General features: G+C 33.7%; 18 protein-coding genes. 5 read left to right on the forward strand and 13 right to left on the reverse strand.

The features are described 5' to 3' along the window. Nucleotides 1-314: 314 nt before the first annotated feature. Nucleotides 315-830 (reverse strand): DinB family protein, encoded by a 516-nt coding sequence (locus F0362_RS13520; protein WP_001091625.1) that lies wholly within the window; start codon nt 828-830, stop codon nt 315-317. Between the two features lie 524 nt (nt 831-1,354). Here F0362_RS13520 and secY point away from each other — a divergent pair. Continuing rightward, nucleotides 1,355-2,659 carry a preprotein translocase subunit SecY gene (gene secY, locus F0362_RS13525; RefSeq protein ID WP_000490108.1) on the forward strand — a complete coding sequence of 435 codons (1,305 nt, stop codon included), beginning with the start codon at nt 1,355-1,357 and terminating at the stop codon, nt 2,657-2,659. 84 nt (nt 2,660-2,743) lie between these two features. Here the strand turns inward: secY and F0362_RS13530 are convergent, their stop codons facing one another. Further along, a complete protein-coding gene (locus F0362_RS13530) occupies nt 2,744-3,661 on the reverse strand; it encodes a DMT family transporter (protein WP_000234345.1) in 918 nt (305 codons plus the stop codon). A gap of 147 nt (nt 3,662-3,808) precedes the next feature. Here F0362_RS13530 and F0362_RS13535 point away from each other — a divergent pair, with 147 nt between their 5' ends. After that, nucleotides 3,809-5,242 (forward strand): MocR-like pyridoxine biosynthesis transcription factor PdxR, encoded by a 1,434-nt coding sequence (locus F0362_RS13535; RefSeq protein WP_000706569.1) that lies wholly within the window; start codon nt 3,809-3,811, stop codon nt 5,240-5,242. Nucleotides 5,243-5,373: 131 nt separating this feature from the next. On the opposite strand, the gene F0362_RS13540 is transcribed toward F0362_RS13535, so the two are convergent. Beyond that, complete coding sequence (locus F0362_RS13540; protein ID WP_000644559.1) at nt 5,374-6,300, reverse strand: NADP-dependent oxidoreductase; 927 nt, start codon at nt 6,298-6,300, stop codon at nt 5,374-5,376. 211 nt (nt 6,301-6,511) lie between these two features. On the opposite strand from F0362_RS13540, the gene F0362_RS13545 reads away from it, so the two are divergent. Further along, nucleotides 6,512-7,366, forward strand: coding sequence for a BCA family alpha/beta fold macrolide esterase (locus F0362_RS13545; RefSeq protein ID WP_000136875.1), 855 nt, complete (start codon nt 6,512-6,514; stop codon nt 7,364-7,366). 130 nt (nt 7,367-7,496) lie between these two features. Here the strand turns inward: F0362_RS13545 and F0362_RS13550 are convergent, their stop codons facing one another. Next, nucleotides 7,497-7,832 carry a hypothetical protein gene (locus tag F0362_RS13550; protein WP_001257765.1) on the reverse strand — a complete coding sequence of 112 codons (336 nt, stop codon included), beginning with the start codon at nt 7,830-7,832 and terminating at the stop codon, nt 7,497-7,499. 11 nt (nt 7,833-7,843) lie between these two features. Beyond that, entirely contained in the window at nt 7,844-9,013 is a 1,170-nt protein-coding gene (locus F0362_RS13555) for a ParM/StbA family protein (protein ID WP_000025612.1), read from the reverse strand. A gap of 209 nt (nt 9,014-9,222) precedes the next feature. Here F0362_RS13555 and F0362_RS13560 point away from each other — a divergent pair, with 209 nt between their 5' ends. Continuing rightward, nucleotides 9,223-9,627, forward strand: a complete 405-nt coding sequence (locus tag F0362_RS13560) for a DUF2178 domain-containing protein (RefSeq protein ID WP_001080325.1) — start codon at nt 9,223-9,225, stop codon at nt 9,625-9,627. A gap of 42 nt (nt 9,628-9,669) precedes the next feature. Here F0362_RS13560 and F0362_RS13565 read toward each other — a convergent pair whose 3' ends face one another. The 6 genes from F0362_RS13565 to sleB all read right to left on the reverse strand — a co-directional run bounded on the left by F0362_RS13565 (nt 9,670) and on the right by sleB (nt 14,099). Further along, entirely contained in the window at nt 9,670-10,206 is a 537-nt protein-coding gene (locus F0362_RS13565; RefSeq protein WP_000158250.1) for a DUF1697 domain-containing protein, read from the reverse strand. A gap of 147 nt (nt 10,207-10,353) precedes the next feature. Next, entirely contained in the window at nt 10,354-10,851 is a 498-nt protein-coding gene (locus F0362_RS13570) for a GNAT family N-acetyltransferase (RefSeq protein ID WP_001020893.1), read from the reverse strand. A gap of 25 nt (nt 10,852-10,876) precedes the next feature. Continuing rightward, nucleotides 10,877-11,233, reverse strand: coding sequence for a hypothetical protein (locus F0362_RS13575; RefSeq protein ID WP_000976449.1), 357 nt, complete (start codon nt 11,231-11,233; stop codon nt 10,877-10,879). A 107-nt stretch (nt 11,234-11,340) separates the two neighbouring features. Next, a complete protein-coding gene (locus F0362_RS13580; RefSeq protein ID WP_000698005.1) occupies nt 11,341-11,937 on the reverse strand; it encodes a YhcN/YlaJ family sporulation lipoprotein in 597 nt (198 codons plus the stop codon). Nucleotides 11,938-11,963: 26 nt separating this feature from the next. Further along, a complete protein-coding gene (gene ypeB, locus F0362_RS13585) occupies nt 11,964-13,304 on the reverse strand; it encodes a germination protein YpeB (protein WP_000943731.1) in 1,341 nt (446 codons plus the stop codon). Between the two features lie 15 nt (nt 13,305-13,319). Next, complete coding sequence (gene sleB / locus F0362_RS13590; RefSeq protein ID WP_001249060.1) at nt 13,320-14,099, reverse strand: spore cortex-lytic enzyme; 780 nt, start codon at nt 14,097-14,099, stop codon at nt 13,320-13,322. Between the two features lie 145 nt (nt 14,100-14,244). On the opposite strand from sleB, the gene F0362_RS13600 reads away from it, so the two are divergent. Beyond that, the gene (locus tag F0362_RS13600; RefSeq protein ID WP_000811610.1) at nt 14,245-14,577 is read left to right on the forward strand and encodes a YqzG/YhdC family protein; all 333 of its coding nucleotides are present in this window, start codon (nt 14,245-14,247) and stop codon (nt 14,575-14,577) included. A gap of 201 nt (nt 14,578-14,778) precedes the next feature. Here the strand turns inward: F0362_RS13600 and F0362_RS13605 are convergent, their stop codons facing one another. Continuing rightward, nucleotides 14,779-15,402, reverse strand: coding sequence for a Pr6Pr family membrane protein (locus F0362_RS13605; protein WP_001204118.1), 624 nt, complete (start codon nt 15,400-15,402; stop codon nt 14,779-14,781). A gap of 16 nt (nt 15,403-15,418) precedes the next feature. After that, nucleotides 15,419-16,336 (reverse strand): serine hydrolase domain-containing protein, encoded by a 918-nt coding sequence (locus F0362_RS13610; RefSeq protein ID WP_000346271.1) that lies wholly within the window; start codon nt 16,334-16,336, stop codon nt 15,419-15,421. Nucleotides 16,337-16,394: the final 58 nt, after the last annotated feature.

Here is a 16,394-nt window from a genome sequence, read left to right on the forward strand (position 1 = left end):
AAATTTTGGACATATAACTCATTTTCGGATTTCATTACCAATTTACTTCCTTCTATATGAAAATACTGAGATCACTTCCAAAAATAATAACCCCGCTCTTCATTTAAGACGGGGTTCCACTTATACAGCAAATCGGATTCAGTTTTTTTTCGAATGTTCGTTTCCTCTTCAGGAGTAAGATCTGCTAGTTTCGTATTTTCTTCTGCTTATTAGTTGCGTTCAACTACATTCATCATAATTTTAATCAGGATTTGAATTTTATCACTCGAACCCTTGATACTATCCCAAATCGCCCAATAAAAAGATAATGATTTTTACTTTTCAACTTCACAAAGCAATTTTATCTCTTTAATTTGTTCTATATGACGCTGTTCATGCAAATAGATCAGTTCTATCCACTGATCTAGAAGTAATTCTCCAAGAGCTGGATGCATCACTGATTTTTTCGCTAATATAGATTCATCTTCTATTGTACGCAGGAAACGCATCAATTCTTTTCTAGCGTTGTTTAACAAATCAATCATTTGCTGTACTTCAAATGTTTCTATACTTGGTTCAATCATTTCTGGAGCTATAAATTTTATCGATCTATCTAATACAATAGCGTGAATTTCTTTACGCTCATTTTGGATACTATCCATCTTTTTTAATCCTGACGAAATAACTGTTATAACTCTCTCGTCTAATAAAACTAAGTGATGACAAACTTGTGCTATACTCCATTTATCCTGATCTGGTTTTCTATTAAATTGAGCATCACTTAACAAAGTAATTTCCTCAAATAATTGCTTTCTCGTTTCATCAAACTTGTCATTTACAAATGTATTCATGTGAATTCTCCTTTCATTAGAACCTACATACTTAGATTCCTACGTTAGAAATATTCTCTATAGAAAAAAGATTTTCCTTCACTACTATTTCAATCAAATCTTTTCTTGCTTTAATAGTTTCTCTAATTCACGACGAAATATATGCGTTTTCTCAAAATCCTTGAGGTTTTCATGTGCTACAGTTACACCATAATACTTTCCACTGAATCCTTTCGATACAACTACGTAAAACGTTCCTAATTATCAATCTAGCATTAAGTAAATGTAAAAAATCACCCTATTTATTCATTTTTCATGCGTATGTATGTACATTTGTTAATTTATTCGATATATTATGGGTATTGAATGATTACGAAAAGATAATAGGTCGCTCGTATAACACCTTATATTTTTATATCCGTGAAAACTGCAAAATGTATGAAATTCCATTTGTCAAATGAATTTAATGCGGAAGGAGGTTTGTGGTTACTTCATCGGGATATAATAATCAGTTTTGAACTGATAAAAATATAGGAGGCGACATAATGTTTCGTACGATTTCAAATTTCATGAGAGTAGCTGAGATAAGAAACAAAATTCTTTTTACACTAGCGATGCTAATTGTTTTTCGAATTGGCACATTTATTCCAGTTCCTCATACTAACGCAGAGGTATTAAAGGTACAAGATCAAGCCAACGTTTTAGGTATGCTAAACGTATTTGGTGGAGGAGCATTGCAACACTTCTCGATCTTCGCTGTAGGTATTACACCATATATTACAGCTTCCATCATAGTACAATTACTACAAATGGACGTTATACCTAAATTTTCGGAATGGGCAAAGCAAGGTGAAATGGGCCGTAAGAAGTCAGCTCAATTTACTCGATACTTTACAATCATTCTTGCATTCATACAATCCATTGGGATGTCTTATGGTTTTAATAATATAGCAGGTGGACAATTAATAACAGATCAAAGCTGGACTACATACTTATTTATTGCGACAGTTTTAACTGCAGGTACTGCATTTTTACTTTGGTTAGGTGAACAAATTACCGCTAATGGTGTTGGTAATGGGATTTCAATGATTATCTTCGCAGGACTTGTTGCGGCAATTCCGAATGTTGCTAATCAAATTTACTTGCAACAATTTCAAAATGCAGGCGATCAATTATTCATGCACATAATAAAAATGGTTTTAATTGGACTCGTAATTTTAGCGATTGTTGTTGGTGTCATTTACATTCAACAAGCTGTTCGTAAAATACCCATTCAATACGCTAAAGCTGTATCAGGAAACAATCCATATCAAGGAGCAAAAAACACTCATTTACCACTTAAAGTAAATAGTGCTGGTGTAATTCCAGTAATCTTTGCTTCAGCCTTTTTAATGACGCCGCGTACAATTGCGCAGCTCTTCCCTGATTCAGGCGTATCCAAATGGTTAGTCGCAAACCTTGATTTTGCACACCCAATTGGAATGACGCTTTATGTCGGTCTTATCGTTGCTTTCACATACTTCTACGCATTTATTCAAGTAAATCCTGAACAAATGGCTGAGAATTTGAAAAAGCAAAACGGTTATGTTCCTGGTATTCGTCCTGGTAAAGCGACAGAGCAATATGTAACCAAAATTTTATACCGTTTAACATTTATCGGTGCAATTTTCTTAGGTGCAATTTCAATATTACCACTCGTATTTACGAAAATTGCTACGTTACCACCTTCTGCTCAAATTGGTGGTACAAGCTTACTTATTATCGTCGGTGTAGCACTAGAAACAATGAAGACGTTAGAAAGTCAACTTGTGAAACGTCATTACAAAGGGTTTATTAAAAAAGTGAATTAATTATAAAAACACAGTTGGTTATTTTCCCAGCTGTGTTTTTGATTTTACTAGCCCGATAATATACAGGGCCGTTACATTATCCAACTACATTTCCTTCTCTAATAACCGTCCTTGTTTGAAATAAGTCCGTAGTGTTGAACGATTGGCCAAAAATACACCTATCAATATGAAACAAGCACCTATACCCATTGCAGGATTTAATGGTTCTCCTAATACAATATATCCTACAATAATTGCTATTAATGGTGATACATATAACCACGTCGATGGGAATACAGGATTTGTTTTTGATAAAAGCCAGTAATATAATCCGTGCCCACCAATTGATCCGATAAATATGAGGTATAAAATAGGCCACTGTACGCTCCATGAGGTTAATACAGTTACATTCGGCTGCTCTACTATGAATGATACGATTAGTAGCAAAATCCCTCCATAAAACATTTGAATACCATTAATAAGAAATGGTGATACACTTCGTAAATCCGAAAGTATTTCTTTTGAGCGAATAGAACCTATTCCGTAAAATAACTCCCCTACTACTAAAATAATACAAGCAATACTCCATATGAAACTTACTTCTTGATGCATTCCTGGTAAAGAAACAAAAACAACGCCTATTAACGCAATAATTAAAGCGAAAAATTGCTCCTTTTGCAATTGTTTCTTATTTCTTCTTGCTTGTAATAATAAAATCATCATAGGACCTGTTGCAGAAAGTACAGCAGCTAACCCAGAAGAAATATATTGTTCAGCCCAGTACAAAGATGCGAATGTCATGAACGTTAAACAAAAGCCAGCATACATAATACGTTTTGAAAATACATGCGGCATAATTTCTTTTCGCTTCAACTTAAATATAAACATCAAGATTACTCCTGCTAAAAAGAAACGAATTCCTGCTGAAAATAATGGAGGCGCTCCTGCTTCAATTCCGATTTTTATCGTTAAAAATGTTGTGCCGAAAATAATACATACTAAAATATAATTGAAAATGACCATTTTTCTTCCTCCTTTTTACTCTTAACATGAGTATAGAGGGTTTCGTGTATAACAGTGTATCTATGCTTATAACAGTTACATCAAATTGTAGTTGATTCTCTTTCTTTTTTTCGCTTTAATTAAATAAAAAAGAAACAAGGTGAAGCCATGAAGATTGTAATACGGAAAGAATCCAACATACCGTATTATCAACAAATATATATGCAAATTGTTGAAAGAGTACAAAGTGGCATGCTTTCATATGGTGACTCCCTTCCATCATTACGTTATATGGCCGAAGATTTACAAATTAGCTTATTGACTGTTCGTAAGGCGTATAAGCAGCTAGAAACGAAAGGATATATACGCATCGAGCAAGGAAAAGGCGCTTATATATATAAACGTGTAAAGAAAGAATTCAAAACTATTCCTTATAAATGGCAACAAACGAAAACTATTAATGTTATGCGTTCTCAATATGCAATGAATCAACACCGAAAATATTATGATTTTTCACAAGCGATTTTATATCCACGTCTATTACCAAATCCATTTCTAGCAGACGAAATGCACAAATTGCTGGATAAAAATCCGATGTTACTAGCAACTTATGGACCTATTCAAGGCGATTATGAACTTCGAGTTGAAATAGTTAATTATCTAAAAGAACATCAGAAATTAGTGACAGACCCCTCTCAATTATTAATTACAAGTGGTGCCCAGCAAGGAATTGATTTGATCGCTCAAACATTATTAAAACCTGGAGATATAGTATTAGTAGAAAGCCCTTGTTATGGCGCAGCACTTGATGTTTTTCTCAACAAAGGAGTGCAGATTATACCTATTAGTCTTGATAAAAACGGCATTCGCTCAGACTTAATAGATGACCTTTGTCAAAGAAAGAATCCTGTTTTGTTATATGTGAATCCTACTTTTCAAAACCCAACAGGTACAGTAATGAGTAAAGAACGGAGATTGGAACTTATAGAACTAGCGGAGTTATATGAGTTTTTTATAATTGAAGATGATTCTTTCGGAGAAATATATTTTGAGGATGCTATAGTTCCTCCTCCAATCAAAAGTTTTGATACGAATGGTCATGTAATATATTTAAAAGGTTTTAGTAAAACGTTAGCACCTGGACTACGTATCGCTGCACTTATAGCCGATGGGCCTATTTTTGAATGGTTATATGCTGTGAAGGGTTCGATGGATATCGGTAGCCCGTTATTAACGCAAAAAGCACTACTTCCTTTCTTACGTGCAGAACGTATGAAAAATCATTTAGAAAAATTACGCACCGCTTTACAAATTAGACGCGATTTAACAATCGCTATATTATCGCCACTAAAAGAAATACACTTTAAAATACCAAATGGCGGCTTTAATTTATGGATTACACTTCCTAATACAATTGATCCTTTTAACTTATTACAAAAAGCAAATGAAGCAGATGTCTCTTTTTTACCTGGAACAGCTTGTCTATTAAATAACGATACAAATAATAACCAATTAAGAATTAGCTATTCCATGTTAAATGAAAAAGATATGGCGATTGGATTAGAGAAATTACATGATACAATACGAAACTTTAATTTTTAAAAGTATGTTCACTAGCCCATCAAACTAAGAAAAGCTAATACCCCAAAATAAAAGTACTTTGGGGTATTATAAAATTATGGAGTACTCCAATTTATCTTTATTCACTACAAGTCAATATACAGCGGCTATCATCATTCCACTTTAATTACAATCTTACCTCTAACATGTTGCCCTTCACTCAAAATATGAGCTTCTCTAACCCCTTCTTCATTAAGTGACACAACTTTACTTATGATCGGTTTGATTTTTCCATGTACAATTAAATTTGATAACTCTTCTAATTGTTTTCCACTTGGTTTTAGCCATAAAAATCCTGATTTTATCCCTTTCATTTTATAATTTGGTTCATGAACAATCGAAACTAGAACACCGCCAGGTTTAATAATTTGAAAACTTTTTTCTTGTACTTCGCCACCGATTGTATCTAATACAATATCAAAATCTGATAGTAGCTCTTCAAATTTATCTTTTTTATAATCAATAACGAGATCCGCTCCTAAATCCTTTAAAAATTCTTCATTTTTACCACTTGCAGTAGTTGCAACAAAAGCTCCAAATGATTTTGCAATTTGGATTGCCAAACTTCCGACACCACCAGCTCCAGCGTGAATAAATACTCGGTCATTTTCTTTTATTTTTGCGTAATCTACAAGACTTTGCCAAGCAGTAAGTCCTGCGAGTGGAATAGAAGCTGCCTCTTCAAAACTTAGGTTAGTAGGCATATAAGTTACTAAATCTGATTTTACCGCAATGAATTCAGCATAAGATCCCTTCCCTATATTTTCAGGTTTCGTAAACACTTTATCTCCTATTTTGAAACCTTCTACCTCTTCTCCAACCTCTTCGATAACTCCAGCTACATCTAACCCTAAAGTAATTGGAAATGAAAATTGCAATTGTTGTTGTAAGTCTCCTTTTCTAGTTTTCCAATCAACTGGATTAACAGATGTTGCGAGAATGCGTATTAATACCTCGTTATATGTAACAACTGGTTTTAAAATTTGTCTTTCTTTTAGTTCTTCAACACTACCATATTGATCAATAACAATTGCTTTCATTTCCTCTCCTCCTTGCTGTTTATTTTAATAACTTACAATTATTTTTCAAATTTTTTTGCTTTGAATGACAATAAACATGTTTAGAGGTGGTATTTATGCTACGCTATTAATTAATGTGAGTTCCAAATTCAATTTTGTGTACATCTTAGAATCATACAGAATTTTATTTTCTATGTTTGTAATAAAATCCAAAAGAAATGGAGATAACACTATGACCGAAAAGATGATTAAAACAAACGGGACTGATATTTGTACAGAAAGCTTTGGAAATCCTAATAATCCAGCAATTTTATTAATTATGGGAGCTACGTGTTCAATGGTTTATTGGGATGAAGAATTTTGTGAACAGTTAGCTAGCACAGGGAAATTTGTCATTCGCTTTGATAACCGTGATGTAGGACGCTCTGTTACATACGAACCTGGAACTTCCAATTATACGGTAACAACTATGGCTGAAGATGCAATTGGGGTGCTGGATGCCTATCATATTGATAAAGCGCACTTATTTGGTATGTCATTAGGTGGCATGATTGCTCAAATTGCCGCTGTAAAACATCCTGAAAGAATTTTAACGTTAACTTTACTAGCAACAAGTGTTATAGGCTCAGATAACAACACTCGCGATTTACCTCCGATGGATGAAAGAATTTTAATACATCACGCAAATGGTGCAAATTTAGATTGGTCAAATCAAAACGCTGTGACAGAGTATTTAGTTACAGGCTCTCGTCTATTGTGCGGCTCAAAACGTTCATTTGATGAAAACAGAGTTTATACACAAGTAAAACTCGAAATAGAAAGGGCTAACAATCTATTAAGTATGTTTAATCACGCTTTACTTCAAGGTGATGATGCTTATGAAGGTGTACTTAGCTCCATACAAGCACCCACATTAGTAATTCACGGAACTGACGATACAGCACTACCATTTGAACATGGTCTCGCACTTATTGATGAAATTCCAAACTCAGCACTTTTAACTCTTGAAGGAGCAGGACATGAAAATCATCCTGATGACTGGAAAAACATTATTCAAGCAGTAACAGAACATACATCTAAAATATAGATAAATAATAAATAGAAGGGGCACAAATTTGTATTGTGCCCCTTCTATTTATTGGACTAGTGGTACACTAACAAAAACCCATCACTGTATCCATATGTATAGTGATGGGCTTACCTATATTTTTCTATGTTTAAAAAAATGGACAATCTAATTGATCAACAGATTCCCATGATTTTTTTTTTACACTTTCGGTGGATTTATTCGCTTCTAGTGGTACGTTTTTAAAAGGATTTACTTCGACTTTTAATAAGGATGAGGGCTCCATATATAATGAGAAAACATGGCTATTTGGTAAAGTTTTTGACACATCAATATCTCCTACTTGTTTAAATAATTGCTGTGCTGCAAAGAAAAAGAAATTAGTTGGGTTTGATTGTTTATTAAGCCATGCAAGCATTTCAGGTGATACTGATTTATGAATATTGATTTTCACTCGATCACCACGTTTATATCGCCTAGATCGCATGTTGCCACCAACTAACTTATCGTTAAGTTTGTAAACCCTAACTCTTTTTGTTTATGTTCTCTATACTTTGGCGAACAAGTGTAGACCAATAATCCTCTTGCATTTGTAAATAATGGATTATCGACAAAGATTACATTTGTTAAACGCCCTTTTTGTTTTAAAATCATTTTCAAGCTATTTTTAATGATAACTGCGCCCCCGCCATAAATAAACACGTATGGATCGTCTTTCATATCATCAATTTTGTTAATAATATCTGTTGCGACACGCGCCGCTAATCCTAATAGTGCTGGTTGTGATTCCTCAACTAATAATGCATTCCTAGGATGTTTATCATTTAAATAAATTTGATTGAATTCTGTAATACTGTCAATCGTTTTTGTTGGATACTTCCGGTTCCATCTCGTAATAATTTGTAGTAACGTTTCTTTTACACCGTACGATAATCCTTTACTTAATTGCGGACGGAAATTTACCCCTAACGAAACAACTTCTTCTGTTGTCCCCGCTCCAATATCAAAAGACAATAAAGTTTTATCAACAAAATCTATTTCTGAAATTTGATTTTGTTCACATTCTATTTTATGTTTCACAACATTTCCTTCTTCATCATATACAATGCCCCACGTCCCAGAAGCGCCCTCAGGCAGACATTTACAAAACTCAATAGAAACATTAATAGTAACATCACGACCGTTCGGATAATGGAAAACAACTTTATGATTTCCCATATAACGTTTTGCATTTTCGGCAGCTATTTCTTGTGTAATAAGCTGCATAGGAAGAGCGACAGATAAATCATATCGAATGTTAATATGACTAGAAGTTGGACTTTGACGCATAGCACTTACTGCTAAACCCGATAGTATTGTAATAACCATTAGCTCATCCGTCGACTTATTCGATTTCTTCTCCACTTCAGTACCTTTTAATTGATCTTGAATGACTTTTTCTCCAACGATGTACCGTACATTATTTAACATTAGCGATGGAGAACTAATGGTCACATCGATATGATTTTCTAATTCAGATAATGACACATCCCCCTCATCTAACAATCCTGTAGGCTCACCTATATATAAAGAATAAATACTCGGAATAAAAATAGGGTCTTGCCCTTTCACCATTAACTTCAAACCGTTATTTCCTGCATCTGCACCAGCTTTTAAAAGTATAGACATAACTACCCCCTAAATTAATCTGACATCCCTTCCAAATATATGCGAGCCTATTCTTTTACATTCAAATGTAATGTAATTTTTTATTTATCATTAAAACAAAATACTATATACCTTCGCCTTGCTTGTAAAAAGTATTTGACATGAACCTTTTCCAATTTTATACTATAAATGGAAAGAGTTTTTTACAATCGTGGGGGTGTTGTTCTAATATGAATCGTAAAAAATTCATTTTAATAACAATTGTTTTATCATTAGTCGGAATACTTATACACGGAGCTTATAAATACATCAATGGAGGTGTAATTTTAGGTGGAACAATTTTTACAAGCGCTTTAATACTTAGCTACCTCATCAATCATATTACATGGGGAGATCCCCACGGTGTATCAGAAGAAAGTCAGGATGAAATGGGACAGCAAATTACATATAAAAGCTTTAAAATCGCGTATTTTGTACTTGTAGTTGTATTGTTCCTTCTATTACTCTTCTCGGAAGGTTTTTCTATGGGTTCCAATTTAGATGGAGTTAAAAACCTACCACTGTTTATCGCACTTTGTTCTTCATTCTTTATTTATCCTATTGTCGAACTCATAGTTGCAAAACAATATAAATAAAAGATGAGGTTTTCTATATATAGAAACCTCATCTTTTTATATTTACATACCCTCTACAATTGCTTTTAATTTATTAACAGTTCGCCAATTCCTTACTGTAGCTGGTGTATGTAACTTCTGAAATTGGTTCATTAATTTAGAATTCCGAATGGTATTTTTGAAATACAAATATACAACCTTCTCATCTATATAGCAATCTTCAAGTTCACTTTTGTACATAAGTAACTGCTTCCTCTCATCTTCAGAAAATGGATGAGCTAAAAAGGCAACGTGTATACTTTCTCCTTCTAACAAAGCATCCGCCTTATAAGGGGAATATTTTATAGTATTTATTAATTCTTCATTTGTTTTTAGGATGACTTGAACATCAAAATTAAATTCCTTTTTAATTTCAAATTCAATTTTTACTTTTAGAGCGTTTATATCTTCCTTAGATTCAAACACGATATTACCGCTTTGAATATATGTTTTCACTTGTTTTAATCCTATTGATTCAAACAATCGTTTTAAATCTGCCATTTTGATTATTTTATGTCCACCTACATTGATTCCCCTTAGTAACGCAATATAAATTGTCATATCATTACTCCTCGCATATTCATTGACCTTTCAACTATATATATTGAAACCTTTATCTTTTTTGATACCGACTTTCGTTTTTACTAACATAGCACAAAATAAAAAAAACTTACTACAAGAATGTTCAAGAGTAAGTTTTCTATCCCGTTATTTTATTATAGGTAAATGCATTATTATTTGTTGACCAATCGGTCCCATTCTTCTAAAGCCTCTATCTTCGAAGCCAACTTTTTCATATAACTTTTGTGCTGGCATATTTTTTTCATTTACAGCAAGTACAACTTCATTTTCTATTGGAAAATAACGTTTTACAAAATCTTTTAATAATGCCAATGATTTTTTAGCGTATCCTCTTCTTTGTTTATTATAATTTATAGAAAATGATGTTAAAAGTAAAGCATCTTCATTCTCTGTGAACTCTTGTACTCTTTCGCCTGTTTGTAATGCGAAAAGACCAACAGGTACCCCGTTGTAATCTAAAATAACAATTACATTTTTTGTGCGATCGCTTTTTGCTTTTTTCAATAATTCGCCTGGATCTGATGTGAATTGAACTTGTTCACTTGGTAAAGTAAATGATTGTATAATTTCTTTATACGTCTCCTTATACGGAACTAATTGTATTTCCCCAGTATGTATGTTCATGCTATACTCTCCCATTTTTATCAAATTAACTTAAACCTTGCTGTGATTTAGAATGCACTTTTCCATCCAAAAATGTAATTTCAACAAATGAATTTGGATTATTCCCCTTCCAAGCAAAAATTTGTTTAATTTGTGTAGAATGTTCTACCCCTTCTTCTATAAGTAAATTTCCTTCAAAACCGATTAAATCTTTCACTTCTGTATAAGTCATTCCTTCATCTATTTTTGAGAAATGATTTATATTGATAAATTCTTTCTTCTGACTTTCCATCACAGTAGAAGAAGTCGCTGTTTGCTTTTTCACTTCTTTCTTTTGTTCACAGGCTGTCATACTGAAACTTAGGCAGAAACCACATAAAATAAATGCACTTTTTTTCATCATAACAGTTGTCCCTCCCACAATAATTAAACCATATATTCCCTTAAAAATAAACTGAATATTTAATATTATATTTAAAAAGCCTCGTACAATTTAGTACGAGGCTCATTTTACTTATTCAAATGATTATTAGATTGGTCATTCTGTTCTTTTCTTAGTTCTTGTTCTTCATCTTTTGGTAATTGCTTGTCATTATCTTTAATTGGATTCGTTTCTCTATTTTCAATCATATCATTCGGAACTTGTGGCATCACGCGGCCAACAATTGCTGCTAATTCATCCAGTATACCTTCGCCAGTTTTCCCTTTTTTAATTTGCTTTCCAATTTGTTTCAGCCGTTCATACGTATCAACATCAGCTACAACGACTGCATTCGCACCATCCGGATCGTTTTTTAAACTTTCTGCAACAGAGTACTTAATTGACTCAACACGAGTTCGGTCTAGTTTCGCTTTTACATCAATACCTACAATAGCATATTTTCCAACAACTACTGCTGTTGCATCATTCACACCTGGCACACTTGCCGCTAAAGATGCTAAATGATCCGCTGCTTTTTCATTTGGCTTATTTGATTTGTTTGTATAATTAACATTTTTCATTGAGACATTTTTTTGTTCTGGCTTTTCATTTGGATTGTCTTTTTTTCCAATACTGCATCCAGTTATAAAAAAGCAAAGCATCAACACATATATTAGGATTTTCATTCTTTTCACCACTTTACTATTAAGGTTTAATCATAAATTTTTTCAACAGCTTGCATTTTTTTCACTTTTTCTTCTGCTCCGCTATTCGCATTGATGAAAATTTGATACGTATCTTTCCCTAACGTTCCAACAAATTCATAGCAAAGTACTTCATTATGCAAATCATTTACTACAACTGCTTTTCGCTCTTCCATCACTTTCACATCAGGGTTAATTTTCTTCCTTGCTTCTGCTGCAGTTAGCTTGGCAGACGGAATTGTTCGTTTTTGATGTGATGCTAAATATTCTTTTGCAGAAAATCCAACGATAGATCCGTCGTCTAAAGCAATTTTCATTTGGATTGCTTCCGGATAAATCCGTACGCCATTCTCATTTACTACATAAGTAAACACGCCGATAGTATCATATTGAGAACTATCATAGAGCTCCATATTATTAAACTTATGATCCTTTAAAAACGTCAATCCTTTACTTCCTGCATCATTTAAACTAATTTTCTGTTCTTTAATTTCTCGATTATTCATTACCCAAATTGGATATCCGCCTTTTCCGGTAATATCCATGTAAAACTCATTATTCGTTGCAGAGTCTTTAATCTTCACACTATAGAATGATTCTTTCGCACCTTTTCCACTTTTCTCTACATCGACTTTTTCATTTCCTTTTAAATTTAAAAATGATTTTGCGATTTTTGCTGCTTCATCTTTAGAAATTGCCTTTCCTTCTGCTTCAAATCCACCTTTTTTATTTTTTTGTGCACTTGTAAAGGTCGGTCCGAAGTTTGTAGAAGAGTATGATGTTACGTTTTTCTCTACAGTTTTTAATCCATCAATAATTGTGTTATCTGCTGGATCGCGATTTGATGCAAGTGCCATTTCAACATCCATCCAGCGTAAATTATTTTTCAAAACAAGATGTTGTACTTTCCTTAGTTCATCTTGTATATTTCCCGCATTTGAATATAAAGTTTGCAACGTTTTATATTCTTGTTCATTTAACGGCTCTTTTTCTAAATCACGAATGGCTGCACGGTAACTAAAATCACCGATATTTGCTAAAAACTCTTCCGTTTTATTAAACGGCATTAATGTTAACGGGAGTTGTCCTACATCTGAACGAGCTTCAGATGTTAAACGCCATACATCTGCTAATGCAGGTGATAAAGATGAGCGTGAATTCATCGCAAGTGTTGTACCAATTTTATCGTGTAATAAATCAACTTCGTATGCTAAATCATGGAATGCTCGTTGATAACTATTTTCCGCTCGAATTAAAACCGCATTTTTCTCTTGGTGCTCTTTATAGCCCCAATATCCTGTTCCAACTACACCAACTGTTAATAATACAATGATAATACCTCTTAACATTGTCCCACCTCCGCTCTATTTACAGAAAATATGTTTACCAATTTTTTTAATTTGTGGACGAGTCCAAATCCATTTACTTGTCGCAGTATCTGGGTTGAAATAATATAAAGCATTTCCTGTTGGATCCCAGCCGTTTATCGCATCTAAAACCGCTTTTTTCGCTGTTTCATTTGGCGTTAAATATATTTGTCCATCAGCCACCGCTGTAAACGCTCTCGGCTCAAAGATTACACCTGAAACGGTATTTGGGAATGATGCGCTTGTAACACGGTTCAAAATAACTGCAGCTACTGCAACTTGTCCTAAATACGGCTCACCACGTGATTCTCCATATACTGCATTTGCCATGAGCTGAATGTCATTTTGGGAATAACCGTTCGGAACATTTGTCCCTTTATTTTGTGGTGGTTTATTTTCTTGTGCAGTGCCACCACTATTTCCTTTATTCGTTGTCGTCCCTTTATTCGCAGTCGACTTATCATACTTTGTTGCCTTTACGAGCATCTGCTTCGTTTTAGCACCCGCTAAACCATCAACAGGTAGTCCAAATTTCTCTTGAAAATTCCGAAGTGCCCAATATGTACCCCATCCGAAAACACCATCTACTTTTCCTGTATAAAATCCGTTATATTTCAAACGAGATTGTAGTTCAATGACATCTTCACCGGATGCTCCTCTTTGAATGACTTGATTAGAAAAAGCTTCTACATTCTTTAGTTGTATACTACTGACCATTAAAGACAGTCCTATGAACGCAAGTAAAACTACTATTTTAAAAATAGCTTTTTGGCGCATAATTTTCCCTCCTTAATTACAGAAATGATTTCTTGGTTATGTTTTGTAAAAGCCTCGCTTTTATGTAAAGAAGACAAAAAAATCCAAACTTATATCGTTGAAAGAATATGTAAACAATATACAAAAAGGAGAAAAGGAGTTCATTATGAAGCAATTGTTAAAGCGTATCGCATTCGTCATTCTTTTATTAACAACATGTTTAAATATATATACCGGGTCATCGATTGTTCATGCACAACCGCCTTATGCAAAATGGGGTAAACTTGCTGTAGAAAAGACGAAAGAACAATATCCGAAAGCAGAGATTGTTGATTATCTTCATATAGGTAGAAAACCAAAAACGGTTCAAATAACTGTTGAAAAGTTTAAATTGTGGCTACGTGAAGATGGAAAAGAATATGGTGTTTTTGTTGATGTAGAATTTGAAACGAAGACAGAGAAATTTATAAAGTTGTCGTTTCAGAAGACGAGTAGATAAAGTAAAACTTTAATCAGTGGGGGGGTTGTTCATCTCCCACTGATTATTAGTTGAACCAATCGGGCTTATACGGGCAGTTGATCCCCCATCTAACTTCTTTGCTTTCGCTGAATTTTGAGGTGGGGGTCTTACTGCCCCGTTAATGCGGGATAAAATGAAACCCCACTGTTAAAAACGGAAACAGTGGGGCTCCTTGCATTTCTAAAATTCTTTCCTAAAGTTTCGATTCCCTAAAAATCTTACCAATATACAAATAGCGCCAATTACAACCGCTATCCCTATACTGTATAAAAGTACTTTACCATACCCACCTATTCTTGGATCTAAAAACGGATATGGATACCAATTCACGATTGGGCCACGTATTAAGCTATATACAACGTAAAAAAACGGGAATAAGAGCCAGCTTGTAGATTGTTTCCAAGTGATTTTCTTAATAGGTGGATTTAAAATCCAATCTAAAAGCATTGCAATCGGCATGATATAATGTAGCACTGTATTTACCCATGGTATTGCCGTTTGAAGTGACTCTTCTAATCCTCTTAATAGCAAAAAATAAATGAGTCCTGTCGTAAGTATGTATACCGTTGCCGCACCTCGAAGTATACTAAATTGTTCTGAGCGACCAAATGTAGCTGTTCCGATACTGCTTAAAAGGAGAATACATACAACTAAAATGTTACTTTCAATCGTAAAGAAACTAAAAAAATTAACTGGATTGAACGGTTTCAATTGTGCCCTGATTATGAATTGCGTAATAATGGCACTACATGCTAGAAGACTTAAACATAGTCTAAATAAAGATAAAGTTTTTTCATCCCTCATACATTCCCTCCTTTTCTTATATATAATTGGAATTTCCCTGTACATGCTCAATAAATAATTTTAATGGAACGAGCCCACGTTTTGGCATATGACTACTTATAATAGCTACTACTTCTAACTGAGGAATGATAACGATGTATTGTCCGCCGTACCCCATAGCGAAATATATACAATACGGTATGTGAAATCTTTCGTTATGTAATACCCACCAGTGATATCCATATGCGCCAACATGTTCATATGTTTCAAATTGCGCCCTACTTGACTCTTCTAACCATTTCGCTGATACAATTTCTTTCTCATTCCAATATCCATTTTGCAAACATAATTTTCCTAATTTTAATAAATCGGTAGATTTCATTTTCATACCGAAGCCGCCGACATATATACCTTGCGGATCTTGTTGCCACTCATATTCGCTAATTTCTAATGGCTCAAATAAATATCTTTTCGCAAACTGCTCTGTCGACATCCCAGTAGCTTCTTGAATAATATAGCTAAGTAAATGTGAAGAACCTGAATTATAATTCATTTTTGTAGCAGGTTCTTCAATTATTGGCTTTTCTAATATGTACTGTACCCAGTTCTCTGATTCTACAAAGTCGTTTGGGAATACTACTCCATTTCCAAACTCTTTCCAATCCTCACCAGTAGTCATTGTTAATAAGTGATACAGCGTTAAATCATGTTTCTCCCCAGGTACATTTTCAATCCACTCTGTAATCGGTGTATGTATATCATTTATATAGCCCTTATCAATTGCAATACCAATTAATAAAGATACGATACTTTTTGTAATCGAATTTATTTTATATAAGTTATTTGCACATTCGGGTGTTTTATAATACTCAGTTGTTAATTCCCCTTTTTGATAAATAAGAAATGTGTTCACTTTTTTCTTTTCAAATTTATTTTGTAGTTGCTTAAAATCCAAAAATCTTACCTCCATTAAAATAGTTACTTCATTTATTATATCTTGTTCCTTTTATTAA

The sequence above is a fragment of the Bacillus sp. BS98 genome (assembly GCF_008432245.1).
Classification (GTDB): domain Bacteria; phylum Bacillota; class Bacilli; order Bacillales; family Bacillaceae_G; genus Bacillus_A; species Bacillus_A toyonensis.